Consider the following 14,720-nt stretch of genomic DNA (forward strand, 5'->3'; position numbering starts at 1 on the left):
GCATTCGTCAATTCATGGTTAATGCTGGATTTTCAAACGTGGTTAAGGGCTTTTACTTACGCGCGGCGCCATGCGTGGCCGCCGCTTCGTCAGGACAGCAGCCGAAACCAGTCCGTGGCGGGCAGCAGCAGCAGCGTCCCGGCGGCGAGCGCGACCCCATAGGGCACGCCCGAGCGCGGGTGGTGCAGGCGGGCGAGCCAGTCCACGCCCACAAGCCGCGCCGGCAGAGGCACGCCGCGATACCACAGCACGGCCAGGGTCAGCGCGCCGCCGAACAGGGCGAACAGGACGAACCACTCCAGCAGCGGCGTGAAGCCCAGCCACAGCGCGAGCGCGCCGGCGAGCTTGGCGTCGCCGCCGCCGATCCAGCCCGGAATGAAAAGCGCGACGCCGATGGCCAGAACCAGAGCGCCGGCGGCGAGATGCATGCCGATCTGGGCCGGGCCGAGGCCCGCGGCCGGCGCCGCCACCGCGAAGGCTGCGACCACCGCCAGCACGAGGCGGTTCGGGATCGTCATGGTCAGAAGGTCGGACACGGCGGCCACCGCCACCAGAGCGGGCAGCACCGCCAGCACGAAGACGTCCAGAGTCACCGATCCGGTCATGGCCTATACGTTCCGTGGGGCCGAAGACGACGAAACCGCCGTCTCCCGCGACGGAGATCGGCGGTCTGCATCACCCCTGCCCCGTTCCGGCCCGGCGGGCCGGAACGGTCGGCGAGGGAGCGTCGACAGTCACTCTTCAAGCGAACGGATCACTTGGTGAGGTTGGTGGCGACCTTGTTGAAGGCGGTGGTCAGGTTGGTGCCGACCAGCTGAACCGTGGTGATGATGGCGATGGCGATGCCGACGGCGATCAGGCCGTACTCGATCGCGGTGGCGCCGGACTCGTCCTTGGCGAAACGCTTGAGGATGCTCATGTCAGTTCTCCCGAACACTTGAGAATTTGCGACAGCTCCAGTCCCGCGTCCTTGGCTAAGCTCGTCGGTGCGCCGGAACGTCCTGAACATAGGCGCCGCCCTGTTGCGATTGAGTTAATCCGATCGATGAAACCAACCTGAATTAAATCCGATCCTTTCGTGGTTAAGGTATAATTTTGATCACTTCTTGAATTCCGGAGCGCCTGGAAGATTCCGTTAAGGGCCATGCGGCCTTCGGCTTGTGGGTGCGGCCGGTTTCGAAAATACGGAGTCCGTCGGCGTTAGCAGTTCATTCACCGTTCTTCGCTTGAATGCTCCCCGGTTCAGCTTCGGGGACGACGTCATGGGTTCGGGGATCGCGGCGACGCTGCGCATGGGCGGAATGGTCGCTGCGGCCTGCGCGGCTCTGGCCGCGACGGCGGCGCAAGGCGCGAACGGCTCCGTCGACGTCACCGTCGACCGCGCCAGCATCATGCGCGCGCCCGAGGGCACGGCCACCATCGTGATCGGCAACCCGATGATCGCAGACGCCACCGTCCAGAAGAACGGCGTGATGATCGTCACCGGCAAGAGCTTCGGCTCCACCAACATCATGCTGCTGAACGGCGCGGGCGACGTGGTCTCGGAGACCATCGTCAACGTGCGCCGCGCCCTCGACGGCGTGGTCACCGTCCAGCGCGCCGGCAAACGCGAGAGCCTGTCCTGCACGCCCAGCTGCGAGCCGGTGCTCGCCGTCGGCGACGAGAAGGAGGCGTTCGAGGCGGCCGCCGCCCAGATCGCCCAGCGCGCCGGCCTCGCCTCCGGCGGCGTCGGCGGCAAGTAAGCCATGCCGGCTCCGGCGACGCGGCTGATCGCCTTCGCCCGCGCCGGGAGCCTTTCCAGAGGCGCCCGGCTGCTCGCGCTCGCCCCCGTGGCGCTCGCCCTGCTGTTCGCCACCTGCGACTCCGCGCTGGTCGCGCTCGCGGCCGACCTCGCCGCCGCTTACGCGCGGTAGGGATTTCCGCGCCTCATTCCTTCATCACATAAGACCTTCGTCTGCGGTCCTCCGTCCCGGTTGCGCGCGCGCGTCTGACAAGAGACAACAGCGCCCGGCCGATGGGCCGTCTCCTCATCTGGGAAAATCTGGGGAATCCGTACATGCCGACCGATATCGAGATCGCTCGTTCCGTTGAACTCAAGCCGATCGTCGAGGTCGCGGCCAAGGTGGGCATCCCCGAGGACGCGCTTCACCTGCACGGCAAGCACATCGCCAAGCTGGACGACCGCTTCATCGCCAGCCTGCCGAAGAAGGACGGCGCAAGGCTCGTCCTCGTCACCGCCATCAACCCGACGCCCGCGGGCGAGGGCAAGACCACGACCACGGTCGGCCTCGGCGACGCCCTGAACCGCATCGGGAAGAAGGCGGTGGTGTGCCTGCGCGAGCCCTCGCTCGGGCCGGTGTTCGGCGTGAAGGGCGGCGCGGCCGGCGGCGGCTACGCGCAGGTGCTGCCGATGGAGCAGATCAACCTGCACTTCACCGGCGACTTCCACGCCATCACCTCGGCGAACAACCTGCTGGCGGCGCTCGTCGACAACTCGCTCTACTGGGGCAACCCGCTCAACATCGATCCGCGCCGCATCGTGTTCCGCCGCGTGATCGACATGAACGACCGCACCCTGCGCCAGATCATCTCCGGCGTCGGCGCGCCCGCCAACGGCTACACCCGCGAGGCCGGCTTCGACATCACCGTCGCCTCCGAGATCATGGCGATCTTCTGCCTCGCCAACGACCTGAAGGACCTGGAGGAGCGTCTCGGCCGCATCGTGGTGGCCTACACGCCGGACCGGAAGCCGATCACCGCCAAGGACGTGGACGCCGAGGGCGCGCTGTCCGTGCTGCTGCGCGACGCGCTGCGCCCGAACCTGGTGCAGTCGATCGAGGGCACGCCCGCCTTCATCCACGGCGGCCCCTTCGCCAACATCGCCCACGGCTGCAACTCGGTGATCGCCACCAAGACCGGGCTTGCGCTCGCCGACTGGACCGTCACCGAGGCCGGCTTCGGCGCGGATCTCGGCGCCGAGAAGTTCCTCGACATCAAGTGCCGCAAGTCGGGCCTGTCGCCGGACGCGGTGGTCATCGTCGCCACCATCCGCGCGCTGAAGATGCACGGCGGCGTGGCCAAGAGCGAGCTGACGTCCGAGAACGTGCCGGCGCTCGAGGCGGGCCTCGCCAATCTCGGCCGCCACATCGAGAACATGAAGGGCTTCGGCCTTCCGGTGGTGGTGGCCATCAACCACTTCGTCTCCGACACCGACGCCGAAGTGGAGACCCTGAAGCGGCGGGTGAAGGCCGATTTCGGCGTCGACGCCGTGGTCTGCAAGCACTGGGCCGAGGGCGGCGCCGGCGCCGAGGAGCTGGCCCGCACGCTGGTCGATCTGGTGGAGCGCGAGAAGGCGAGCTTCGAGTTCCTCTACGGCGACGACCTGCCGCTGCTGGAGAAGGTCGAGACCATCGCCAAGAGGCTCTACCGCGCCGACAAGGTGACCGCGAGCGCGGCGGTCAAGAAGCAGCTCAAGGACTGGGAGGCGGCCGGCTACGGCTCGTTCCCGGTCTGCATGGCCAAGACCCAGAGCTCGTTCTCGGCCGACCCGACCGCCATCGGCGCGCCGACCGGCCACACGCTGCCGATCCGCGAGGTGCGCCTGTCCGCCGGCGCCGGCTTCATCGTGGTGATCTGCGGCGAGGTGATGACCATGCCGGGCCTGCCCAAGGTTCCGGCCTCGGTCAACATGCGCCTGCTGGACGACGGCGTGATCGACGGCATCGCCTGACCGGTCCGCGACTTAGGGCGCCCGCCGCGCGTTCCATGCGCGCGGAGGGCGCCTCCTGCGTCTTTCGGCCGGATGGACGCATGGCCTGCGCGCGCTAATCTCATTCGTGTGATCGAGAACAGCCGCGGTCCCCGCGGCGTCGGTCCCGGAGATCGACCCAGCGTATGACCACCGATCTTTTCGAACTGTGGCGCCGCCAGATGGCTCTGGCCAACGGGTTCGCGGCCATGGGTCCGTTCGCCGGCTTCGTGATGGCGACCCGCATCGCGCAGATGACGCGCGAAGCCGGGGCTCCCACGCCGGCGGGCGTGGCGGAGGCGCAGCGCATGGTCTCCGAAAAGATGTCCGCCGCGTTCGAAGGCGGGGTCGCGGCGGGGCGGGTCCTGTCCCGCATGTCCTGCGCCACCACGCCGATCGCCGCCGCCGGCCTGATGGTCGCGGCCGGCGAAGCGGCGATCCGTCCGGCGAACCGCCGCCTGCGCGCGAACGCCCGGCGCCTGTCCCGCACGGGGCGCTGACCTTCGCGCGCGCCTCCCCGACGCCAGCCTGTAGGCGAAGCAGCCAAAAGTCGTGTAGCCTGCGCCCTTGGGGCTTCGCGATCCGTGGTCGGATCGCACGCAACGGGGAACGCATGGTTCGCCATTGGCCTAAGCGCTCTCAGGCATCCGCCGCGGCTCGACCCGCGGCGCGCTTGACAGGCGCCCGTAAGGCGGAGGTACACCTTCGTCGTGCTCATCCTCATTCGTCCTTCCGTTCGCGGCCGCGCGTGATCACGCCGCCGCGCCAGCGCCCTTCCGAAGCGGCGCGCCGGGCGGCGCTCGGCCGCCTTCGTCGTCATGCGGGCGCCGGCAAGCAGCAGCATCCATGAAAAAACACACGCCTCTCGCCATCGTCGGCCGTTCCTGCCGGCTTCCGGGCGCGCCCGACGTTCCCGCGTTCTGGCGTCTGCTGTCCGAGGGCCGCTGCGCCGTCACCTCCATCGGCGAGGAGCGGTGGAGCTCCGCCCGCTACCTGCACCCGCGCAAGGGGGAGCCCGGCAAGAGCTATACCTTCGCGGCCGGCGTGCTGGACGACATCTACGCCTTCGATCCGGCCGCTTTCGGCGTTTCGCCCCGCGAGGCCGAGCAGATGGACCCGCAGCAGCGGCTGTCGCTGCAGCTCGTGTGGGAGGCGCTGGAGGACGCCGGCATTCCGCCCTCCTCCATCGCCGGCGGCGAGACCGGCGTGTTCGTGGGCGCCTCCGCGCTCGACTACGGCAACCGCATCATCTTCGACCCGGCCTCGGCGGACCCCTATTTCGCCACCGGCAACACGCTCTCCATCGTCTCGAACCGCATCTCTTACCTGTTCGACCTGCGCGGCCCGAGCTTCACGGTGGACACCGCCTGCTCGTCCTCCCTGGTGGCGCTGAACGAGGCGGTGGCGGCGCTGAACGCCGGCCGCATCGAGCGCGCCATCGTGGTGGGCGTGAACATCCTCGCCAGCCCGTTCCCGTTCATCTCCTTCGCCCAGGCGACCATGCTGTCGCCGCAGGGCCTGTGCCGGGCCTTCGACGCCTCCGCCGAGGGCTATGTGCGCTCCGAAGGCGGCGTGGCGCTGGTGATCGAGCGCGCCGACGCCGCCCGCGCCGCCCATCGCCGCATGCGGGTGATGATCGCCGCCTGCGACGTCAATTCCGACGGCCGCACCGTCGGCATGTCGCTGCCCTCCGCCGACGCCCAGCTCGCGCTGCTGGAGCGCGTCTACGCCCAGGCGGACATCGACCTCGACCGGCTCGCCTTCATCGAGGCCCACGGCACCGGCACCCGCGTGGGCGATCCGGCGGAGGCGAACGCCGTCGGCGGCCTGCTGAAGCGCCGCACGGCGGGGCCGGTGCCCATCGGCTCGGTCAAGAGCAACGTGGGCCATCTGGAGCCGGCCTCCGGCCTCGTCGGGCTGCTGAAGGCGGATCTGGCGCTGGAGCACGACCTGCTGCCGGCCTCGCTGCACGTCACCGAACTCAACCCGGACATCCCGTTCGACGAGCTGAAGCTCGCGGTGGCGACCCGCCCCGTGCCGCTGCCGCGCGGGTCCGCGCCGCGCTACGCCGGCGTCAACTCCTTCGGCTTCGGCGGCGCCAACGCCCATGTGGTGCTGAGCGACCCCACGCCCGAGGACCGGGCCGGGCGCTCCGCGCCGCGCGCCATCGACGCCGGTGGCCCGACCCCGGTTCTGGCGCTGTCCGCCCGCAGCCGCGAGGCGCTGACCGATCTCGCCGCGGCCTATGCGAAGACGCTCGCCGGCCGCGACGCCGCCCGCGCCCGGCACGTGGCCACCAGCGTCGCCGCCACCCGCGACCTGCTGCCGAAGCGGCTCGTGCTGGAGAGCGACGATCCCACCAGCTGGGAGGCGACGCTCGCCGCCTTCGCCGAGACCGGCGCCGCCGACGGCGTGATCCTCGACGGCGCGGTCGGCCGCGAGGCGCCGGTGGCCTTCGCATACGCCGGCAACGGCTCGCAATGGGCTGGCATGGGCCGCCGCCTGCACGCCCACGACGCCGCGTTCCGGGCGCGGCTCGCCGAGATCGACGAGCGTTTCGGCGCGGTCGCCGGCTGGTCGGTGATCCAGGCGCTGTTCGCCGACGATCTCGCCGACAAGCTGAAGCGGGCCGAGTTCGCCCAGCCGCTGCTGTTCGCCACCCAGGAAGCGACCACTGCGGCGCTGGCCGCGGCGGGCGTGACGCCGGACGTGACGCTGGGCCATTCGGTGGGCGAGGTGGCGGCCGCTCTCGCGAGCGGCGCGCTGACGCTGGAGCAGGCCTGCGCCGTGGTGCATTCCCGCAGCCTGCATCAGGAGATCGCCTGGAAGGCCGGCGTCATGGCCGCCGTGCTCGTGTCCGCGGACGAGGCGCGCGACCTGATCGCGGCCGGCGGCTTCGGCGGCGTGGAGATCGCGGCGATCAACAGCGCCCGCTCCATCACGCTGTCCGGCCCGGAGACCGAGATCCGCGAGCTCAGCCGCTTCGCCCGCGGCCGCCGGGTGGCGGTGCGGGTGCTCGACATCGACTATCCGTTCCACACCGGCCTGATCGAGGGCGTGCGCGCGCCCCTGCTGGACGATCTCGCGGGTCTGCGCCCGCGGGCGATGCGGGTTCCCTTCGTCTCCAGCGTCTCCGGCCAGGCGACCGACGGCGCGGCGCTCGACGCCGACTACTGGTGGGCCAACGTGCGCCGGCCGGTGCTGTTCGCCGACGCGGTGGAAGCCGCGGCGGGGCTCGGCGCCCGCGTGTTCGTGGAGATCGGCCCGCGGCCAGTGCTGCAGACCTACATGACCGACGTGCTGGCCGCGGCCGAGATCACCGCCGGCGTGGTCAACTGCGACGACCACGGCGCGGGCGAGCACGATCCCGTGCGCCGCACGCTGGCGAAGCTCGTCGCCAAGGGCGGCCGCGTGGCCCGCGACGCAGCCTTCGGCCGGCTCAACGGCCCCGCCGTCCGCCTGCCGACCTATCCGTGGCAGAACGCCCGCTTCGCGGTGGGCGTGACGCCGGACGGTCAGGCGCTCTACCAGGGCTACGACCGCCATCCGCTGATCGGCGCCCGGCTGAAGACGCAGGGCGACGAGTGGAACGCCCATCTCGACCCGGCGGTCGCGCCGCTGATCGCGGACCACAAGGTGGGCGGCCGGGTGGTGGCGCCCGCCGCGGCGCTCGCCGAAATGGCGCTCGCCGCCGGCCGCGCCTGGCTGAAGGTCGAGGCGGTGGAACTGTCCGACTTCGAGATCAGCCACGCGCTGACGCTGGACGCCGACGCCATCGCCGAGGTGCGCACACGCATCTCGCCCGAAAGCCGCACGGTGGAGATCCTCAGCCGGCCGCGGCTGCGCTCCGAGGACTGGACGCTGCACGCCATCGGCCGCGTCGCCCCGGTTCCCGTCGCGAGGCCCACGATCGAGGAGGCCGTGACGCCCGCGAGCGCCCTCCGCGCCGAGGGCGCCGGGCTCTACGCCCTCGCCGGCGCCTACGGGCTCGATTTCGGCCCCGCCTTCCAGGCGGCGAGCCATGTGGAGCGGCTGTCCGAGAACCGGCTGCGGGTGACGCTGAAGCCGGAAGCGGAGCGTGGGCCCCGCGACGCCCGCTACGGCCTGCACCCGGCGGACTTCGACGCCTGTTTCCACGGCCTGCTGACGCTGTTCGGCGAGGCCGGCGACCGGCCGGACGTGACCTATCTGCCCATGCGGTTCGGCGCGCTCCGGCTTTACGCGCCGGGCGCGGCCATCGCCCGGGCGGAGATCGTGATCCGCCGCTTCAGCCCGCGCTCCATCGACGCCGCCTTCACGCTGTTCGACGCCGACGGCGCGGTGATCGCCACGCTGACCGACGCCCGGTTCCGCGCCGTGACGCTCGCCCGCCGCACCCCGCTGGAGCGGCTATCCTACCACGCCGCGCCCGCGCTGATCGGCCCCGGCCCCGAGGCCGCCGCGGTTGAGCCGCTGTCCGCGGCCATGCTCGCCGCCCGCGCGGCCTCGCTCGGCCTGACCGCCGCAAGCCCCGAGCGGCCGGACGACGACCTGCTGCTGGAAGCCTTCGCCGTCGCCGCCGCGCATCAGGCGCTCTCGGCGGTGTTCGGCCGCGGCCGCAAGCCGGCCCGCCTCGCCGATCTCGTGGCGCGCAAGCGGCTCAAGCCCGCTTCCGCGCGGCTCGCCCGCAGCCTGCTCGACCTGCTCGCCGCCCGCGGCCACGCCGCCCGCGACGGCGACGTGTGGACGCTCGCCGCCTCCACCGGCCTGCCCGCCGCGGCGGAGCTGATCCGCACCGTGCTGGCCGACAGCCCGGACCGGGGCGCGGAATGCGTGGCGGCCTCGCGCGCGCTGGCGCTGCTGCCGAAGACGCTTGTGGACGGCCCGTCGTCCCGCGCGCCGTTCGGCGCGGCGACGCTGGCCCATCTCGGGGCCGCCGCGCCTCTGGTCTCGGACGCGGTGGCGGCGCTGGCCCGGTTCGTGCGCGCCCATGTGGCGGCGGCCGCCGCCGACCGGCCGCTGCGCATTCTCGAGATCGGCGCCGGCTCCGGGGCGCTGACCCGCGCCCTCGCCGATCTGGGCGAAGACCCGCGGGTGACGCTGACCGTCAGCGACCCCGACGCCACCGCGGCGGAGCGCCTGCGCTTCGCCTTCGCCGGAAAGCCGGGGCTGAGCGTCGCCGCCTTCGATCCCTCCGCCGAGGGCGACGCCCCCGGAACCTACGATCTGGTGGTGGGCGCGCTCGGCTGGGGCCATGCGCTGTCCGGCCCGGACGCGCTGCGCCGCCTCGGCGCGACGCTCGCCGACGGCGGCGCGCTCATGCTGGCGGCGCTCGCGCCGCAGCCGCTGCTGGACGTGACCTTCGGGCTCGATCCGAGCTGGTTCGAGCGCTCGGCCACCGACGACTTCCCCGTGGGCGTGGCCCGCGACGCGAACGACTGGGCGCATGATCTCGCCGACGCCCGTCTCGCCGACCATGTGGTGGCACCGCTCGACGGCGTGCGCGCGCCGGCCAACCTCGTGCTGGCCGTGCGTCCCGAACGCGCGCCGGCGGAGACGGCCGACGCTCCGGTCGCCGAGCTGGTGCTGGTCCATGAGGGGAGCGGCGCGCTTGGCGCGGCGCTCGAACAGGCGCTCGCGGCGGGCGGCCGGACGGTGCGCGCCGTGGCGCTCGACGACGTCTCCGGCGACTGGGGCGCGCCTGCCGCGCTCGACCTGCCCGCGCCCGCGAAGAACGCCCCTCGCCCGGACATCGTGGCCGTGTTCGACGCGCCGACGCCGGACGACGCCGCAAGCGCCACCGCCCGCGCCGGGCGGCTGCTGGGCGTGATCCGCGCCGCGCAGGCGGCGGAGGCGCGGCTGTTCGTGGTCGCTCCCGCCGCGCTCGGCCTCGACGGGGCGGAGCGGACCGACCAGGCCGCGCTCGCCGGCTTCCTGCGGGTGGTGCGCAACGAGCACCGCGGGCAGGACATCCGGCTGATCGACGCCGCGCCGTCGCTGGACACGGAGGCGGCGGCCGCCGCCATCGCCCGCGAGATCGCCGCGCCCCACGCCGATGTGGAGATCGCCATCGCGGCCGACGCGCTGCGCGCCCCGCGGCTGCGCCACGGCCTGCCGGAGCGGGCGACCTCCGCCCGGCCAGCCGCCGACGTGGCCGCCGCGCTGGAGACCGGCCGCGAGGGCGGGCTCGACGACGTGGCCTGGACGGCGAAGCCCCGCCGGGCGCCGGGCGCCGGCGAAGTGTCGATCGCGGTGGAGGCGGTCGGCCTCAACTTCCGCGACGTGATGTGGGCGCTTGGCCTGCTGCCGGAAGAGGCGCTGGAGGACGGCTTCGCCGGCCCCGGCCTCGGCATCGAATGTTCGGGCGTCGTCACGGCCGCGGGCGCCGGCGTCACCCATCTGAAACCCGGCGACCGGGCGGTGGCCTTCGCCTCGGGCGCCTTCGCCAGCCACGTCACGGTGCCCGAGATCGCGGTGGCGCCGCTGCCCGAGGGCGTGTCGTTCGAGGAGGGCGCCACCATCCCGGTGTGCTTCCTCACCGCCTATTACGCGCTGGTGGAGCTCGCCCGCATCCGCCGCGGCGAATGGGTGCTGATCCACGGCGGCGCCGGCGGCGTCGGCCTCGCGGCGCTGCAGATCGCGCTGTGGAAGGGGGCCAAGGTCATCGCCACCGCCGGCACCGACGAGAAGCGCGACTTGCTGACCACGCTGGGCGCCACCCATGTGCTGTCCAGCCGCTCGCTGGAGTTCGCCGACGAGGTGAAGCGCCTCACCGGCGGCGAGGGCGTGGACGTGGCGCTGAACTCGCTGTTCGGCGAGGCGATGGAGCGCAGCGTCGGCGTGCTGAAGCCGTTCGGCCGCTTCCTGGAGCTCGGCAAGCGCGACTACTACGCCAACAGCCGGCTCGGCCTGCGCCCGTTCCGCCGCAACGTGTCCTATTTCGGCATCGACGCCGACCAGCTGCTGATCCACCGGCCGGAGCTCGGCCGCCGGCTGTTCCGGGACATTCTGGCGCTGTTCGCCAAGGGCGTGTTCGCGCCGCTGCCCTACCGCGCCTTCGCGGGCCATGAGGTGAGCGACGCCTTCCGGCTGATGCAGCAGTCCGGCCACGTGGGCAAGATCGTGGTGCGGCCGGCGCGCCCGGCCGATCTGCCCGCCCCGGCCCGCGCCTTCCGCGCGGCGGAGGGGGTCCATGTGCTGGTGGGCGGCCTCGGCGGCTTCGGTCTCGCCACCGCCGAATGGCTGGCGGCGAACGGCGCCACCAAGCTCGCGCTCATCGGCCGCTCCGGCGCGTCGTCGCCCGCGGCCGCCGCCGGCGTGAAGCGGCTTGAGGAGGCCGGCGTACAGGTGAAGGCGTTCGCCTGCGACGCCGCCGACGAGACGGCGCTGGCGAAAGCGCTGGACGAGACCCGCGCGGCGCTCGGCCCCATCGGCGGCGCCTGGCACGTGGCCATGGTGCTGGAGGACGCGCTGCTGGCCAATCTGGACGCGGACCGCTTCGCCAAGGCGCTCCGGCCCAAGATCGACGGCGGCAAGGCGCTCGACCGGCTGACGCGGGGCGATCCGGTCAAGCAGTTCGTGGTCTACTCCTCCGCCACCACCGTGATCGGCAATCCGGGGCAGGCGAACTACGTGGCGGCCAACTCCTGGCTCGAGACGCTGGCGCGCAACCGCCGCCGTGAGGGCCTGCCCGGCCTCGCTATCGCCTGGGGCGCGCTCGGCGACGTGGGCTATCTCGCCCGCACCGGCGAGGTGAAGGAGAAGATCCAGCGCCGGCTCGGCCACGCCACGCTCTCCGGCGCCGAGGCGCTGGCCGGACTCGGGACCGTGCTGGCGGAGGCGGACCTGCGGCCCGAGACCGCGGTGGTGACCATCGCTCCGCTCGACTGGGCCGCCGCCCGGCGCGACCTCGCCTTCCTCGCCGCCCCCACCTTCGCCGAGGTTCTGGCGGGCGCCGAGATGGGGCCGCAGGATTCGGTGGAGCAGATCGACCTCGCCGCGCTGGTGCGCGGCAAGGACGCCCGCGAGGCCCGCGACATCGTGGCGGAGATCCTCGCCGGCGAGGTGGCGCGCATCCTGAAGCTGCCCGCCAAGGAGATCTCGCCCCAGCGCCCGCTGGCGGAGCTCGGCATGGACTCGCTGATGGGCCTCGAGCTGCGCATGAGCGTGGAGCGCCGCTTCGACGTGGAGCTGCCGCTGGTGGCGATCGGCGACAGCACCACGCTGATCACCATCGCCCAGTCGGTGGTGGCGCGCATCCACGATCCGGACGCGGGCGCGGAGACGGGGGCGGTCAACGCCGACCTCGCCCAGCGCCACATCGCCGACGACGTGGAGGCGGACGACCTCGCCGCCTTCGGCGCGGCGGTGGAGGAGCGGCGCGCCGCGCTCGGGCGGGCCGGCGCGTGAGCGGGCGCGGTCGAGGCATCGGCGGCCTGTCGCGGGCCGCCAAGGACAGCGTGCTCGGCGCCTTGCGCGCCGCGCAGCCGGCGAAGGACGAGGACGGCGGCGAACCCGCCCGGCCGCGCCCCGTGCTTCGGCGCAAGCGCAACAGCTTCGCCGATCTGCCGGAGCTGAAGGACATCCACACCCAGCGGGCGGTGGCCGACCTGCTGAAGGTGGAGAACCCGTTCTTCCGGGTCCATGACGGCCGGGCCGGGGCCCGCACCGAGATCGACGGCCGCAGCCTGCTGAACTTCGGCTCCTACAACTACCTCGGCCTCAACGGCCATCCGGAGGTCTCCGCCGCCGCCAAGGCCGCGGTGGACCATTACGGCGTTTCCGCCTCCGCCAGCCGGCTGGTGGCGGGCGAGCGGCCGGTGCACCGGGAACTGGAGCGTCGCATCGCCGGCTTCGTGGGGGCGGAGGCGGCGCTGGTCTTCGTCAGCGGCCACGCCACCAATGTGGGCGTGATCGGGCACCTGCTGCGGCCGAACGACCTGATCCTCTACGATTCGCTGTCGCACAACTCCATCGTCATGGGCGCGCAGCTCTCGGGCGCGACCCGGCGCATGTTCCCCCACAACGACTTCGACAAGCTGGAGGAGCTGCTGGCGGCCCACGCCCACGCCCACGACCGGGTGCTGGTGGCGATCGAGGGCCTCTACAGCATGGACGGCGACATTCCCGACCTCGCCCGCGCGGTGGCGCTGCGCGAGCGCTACGGCGTGTGGCTGATGGTGGACGAGGCCCATTCGCTGGGCGTGCTGGGCAAGACCGGCCGCGGGATCGCGGAGGAGGCCGGCGTCGACCCGCACGACGTGGACATCTGGATGGGCACGCTCTCCAAGACCCTTTCCGGCTGCGGCGGCTACATCGCGGGTTCCGGCGCGCTGGTGGAGTTCCTGAAGTTCACCGCGCCCGGCTTCGTCTATTCTGTCGGCATGCCGCCGCCGGTGGCGGCCGCCGCCATCGCCTCGCTCGACGTGCTGGAGCGGGAGCCGGAGCGGGTGGCGAAGCTGCGCGCCAACGGCCTGCGCTTCGTGGAGAAGGCGAAGGCCGCCGGTCTTGACGTGGGCGACAGCGCCGGCTTCGCCATCTCGCCGGTCATGGTGGGCGACAGCCTGCGCGCGGTCTATCTGGCCGACCGCCTGCTGCAGCGGGGCGTCAACGCGCTGCCGATCGTGCATCCCGCCGTGCCGGAGCGGGCCGCGCGGCTGCGCTTCTTCCTCACCAGCGAGCATTCCGACGCCGACATCGACGAGGCCGTGGCGATCACGGCCGAGGAGCATGCGGCGCTCGCCAAGGCCGGGTTCGGCGTGAAGATGGCGGCGGCTCTCGCCAAAGCCACGAGATAGGACCTTATGGCTTGAGCGGTCCGGGGGGACGGCGTTCCATGGTTGAGATACGGCCGCTGACGTCGAAACGCGACGTCAAGGCGTTCTGGCGTGCAGGGCTCGCGGCGCAGGGGCGTGACCCCAACTACGCGCCGCCGCTGCTGCACGAGCTGAACGTCACCATCACGCCGCGGAACACGCCCTTCGCCCGCGCCAATGACGGGCAGGCCTGGACCGCGTTCCGGGACGGCGAGCCTGTGGGCCGCATCTACGCGGTGAAGAACCACGCCCACCTCGCCGCCCATGGCGACGCGACCGGCCAGTTCGGCTTCCTGGAGGCGATCGACGACGACGCGGTGTGGGAGGCGCTGTTCGAGACCGCCTTCGGCTTCCTGCGCGGGCGCGGACTGACGCGCGTCACCGGCCCCTACAGCGCCTCGGTCAACCACGAATGCGGCCTGCTGGTGAAGGGCTACGGCACGCCCTCCACAACCCACACCAATTACGCCCCGCCCTATTACGCGGCCCGGCTGGAAAAGCTCGGCTTCCGCCCCGCCAAGGACATCGTCGGCTACGAGGGCGACGTGAACGCGAGCCGCCTCCCAGAGCGGGTGGCGCGGGCGCGGGCCAGATGGCGCGGCTCCCGCGACCTCACGTTGCGCAGCGCCGTGGGGCCGGACGCGGTGGCGCAGATCAACGACGTCTACAACGACGGCTGGTCCGGCAACTGGGGGGCGGTGCCGGTTTCGATCGAAGAGGCGCGCTTCCTCGCCGAACTTGCCCAGCCGATCCTGCCGCGCGACTGGACCGTGATCGCCGACTGGCGCGGCGAGCCCATCGGCGTGCTCACCATGGCGCCGGACGTGAACCAGGCGATCCACGACCTTGGCGGCCGCCTCGCGCCCTTCGGCTGGGCGAAGATGCTGTGGCGGCTGAAGGTGTCCGGGTTGAACCGGGTGCGCGTGCCGGTGATCGGCGTGCGCCGGGGCTGGCGCGGCACCCGGGTCGGCGCGATGGCCGCAGCCGCGCTGCTGGCCGACGCGGTGGAGAAGGCCCGCAAGGCCGGCGCGGAGCGGATGGAGGTGAGCTGGATGCTCAAGGACAACCGCAACGTCATCAATCTGGTGGCTGGCATGCCCGCCGAACTCACCAAGGTCTGGCGCATCTATGAGCGGGAGCTGTGAGCGGCCGCTTTGAAGGTGCAGAAACCTGCCATT

9 protein-coding genes are annotated in these 14,720 nt (G+C 72.4%); 7 read left to right on the plus strand and 2 right to left on the minus strand.

Annotated elements, in window-relative coordinates; genetic code table 11:
• Positions 1 to 89: 89 nt before the first annotated feature.
• Both PKE85_RS13140 and PKE85_RS13145 read right to left on the minus strand, forming a co-directional pair.
• A complete protein-coding gene (locus tag PKE85_RS13140; RefSeq protein ID WP_271205216.1) occupies positions 90 to 605 on the minus strand; it encodes an A24 family peptidase in 516 nt (171 codons plus the stop codon).
• Between the two features lie 149 nt (positions 606 to 754).
• The gene (locus PKE85_RS13145; protein WP_271205217.1) at positions 755 to 919 is read right to left on the minus strand and encodes a Flp family type IVb pilin; all 165 of its coding nucleotides are present in this window, start codon (positions 917 to 919) and stop codon (positions 755 to 757) included.
• A gap of 343 nt (positions 920 to 1,262) precedes the next feature.
• On the opposite strand from PKE85_RS13145, the gene PKE85_RS13150 reads away from it, so the two are divergent.
• From PKE85_RS13150 to PKE85_RS13180, 7 genes are all read left to right on the plus strand, one after another.
• Positions 1,263 to 1,742 (plus strand): pilus assembly protein N-terminal domain-containing protein, encoded by a 480-nt coding sequence (locus PKE85_RS13150; protein WP_271205218.1) that lies wholly within the window; start codon positions 1,263 to 1,265, stop codon positions 1,740 to 1,742.
• A 3-nt stretch (positions 1,743 to 1,745) separates the two neighbouring features.
• Entirely contained in the window at positions 1,746 to 1,913 is a 168-nt protein-coding gene (locus PKE85_RS13155; RefSeq protein ID WP_271205219.1) for a hypothetical protein, read from the plus strand.
• A gap of 143 nt (positions 1,914 to 2,056) precedes the next feature.
• Positions 2,057 to 3,730: a formate--tetrahydrofolate ligase gene (locus PKE85_RS13160; RefSeq protein ID WP_271205220.1), complete on the plus strand. Its 1,674-nt coding sequence runs from the start codon at positions 2,057 to 2,059 to the stop codon at positions 3,728 to 3,730.
• A gap of 164 nt (positions 3,731 to 3,894) precedes the next feature.
• A complete protein-coding gene (locus tag PKE85_RS13165; RefSeq protein WP_271205221.1) occupies positions 3,895 to 4,248 on the plus strand; it encodes a hypothetical protein in 354 nt (117 codons plus the stop codon).
• A 346-nt stretch (positions 4,249 to 4,594) separates the two neighbouring features.
• The gene (locus tag PKE85_RS13170; protein WP_271205222.1) at positions 4,595 to 12,136 is read left to right on the plus strand and encodes a type I polyketide synthase; all 7,542 of its coding nucleotides are present in this window, start codon (positions 4,595 to 4,597) and stop codon (positions 12,134 to 12,136) included.
• Positions 12,133 to 13,524 carry an aminotransferase class I/II-fold pyridoxal phosphate-dependent enzyme gene (locus PKE85_RS13175; protein WP_271205223.1) on the plus strand — a complete coding sequence of 464 codons (1,392 nt, stop codon included), beginning with the start codon at positions 12,133 to 12,135 and terminating at the stop codon, positions 13,522 to 13,524. Before PKE85_RS13170 ends, PKE85_RS13175 begins: the two co-directional genes overlap by 4 nt.
• A gap of 38 nt (positions 13,525 to 13,562) precedes the next feature.
• Positions 13,563 to 14,687, plus strand: a complete 1,125-nt coding sequence (locus tag PKE85_RS13180; RefSeq protein ID WP_271205224.1) for a hypothetical protein — start codon at positions 13,563 to 13,565, stop codon at positions 14,685 to 14,687.
• Positions 14,688 to 14,720: the final 33 nt, after the last annotated feature.

Source organism: Methylopila jiangsuensis (assembly GCF_027922305.1).
In the GTDB taxonomy this organism is placed as follows: domain Bacteria; phylum Pseudomonadota; class Alphaproteobacteria; order Rhizobiales; family Methylopilaceae; genus Methylopila; species Methylopila jiangsuensis.

Excerpts from the sequence above, each read along its gene's own strand:
- PKE85_RS13140 (WP_271205216.1), bottom strand. The coding sequence starts at position 605 with ATGACCGGATCGGTGACTCTGGACGTCTTCGTGCTGGCGGTGCTGCCC.
- PKE85_RS13145 (WP_271205217.1), bottom strand. The coding sequence starts at position 919 with ATGAGCATCCTCAAGCGTTTCGCCAAGGACGAGTCCGGCGCCACCGCG.
- PKE85_RS13150 (WP_271205218.1), top strand. The coding sequence starts at position 1,263 with ATGGGTTCGGGGATCGCGGCGACGCTGCGCATGGGCGGAATGGTCGCT.
- PKE85_RS13155 (WP_271205219.1), top strand. The coding sequence starts at position 1,746 with ATGCCGGCTCCGGCGACGCGGCTGATCGCCTTCGCCCGCGCCGGGAGC.
- PKE85_RS13160 (WP_271205220.1), top strand. The coding sequence starts at position 2,057 with ATGCCGACCGATATCGAGATCGCTCGTTCCGTTGAACTCAAGCCGATC.
- PKE85_RS13165 (WP_271205221.1), top strand. The coding sequence starts at position 3,895 with ATGACCACCGATCTTTTCGAACTGTGGCGCCGCCAGATGGCTCTGGCC.
- PKE85_RS13170 (WP_271205222.1), top strand. The coding sequence starts at position 4,595 with ATGAAAAAACACACGCCTCTCGCCATCGTCGGCCGTTCCTGCCGGCTT.
- PKE85_RS13180 (WP_271205224.1), top strand. The coding sequence starts at position 13,563 with ATGGTTGAGATACGGCCGCTGACGTCGAAACGCGACGTCAAGGCGTTC.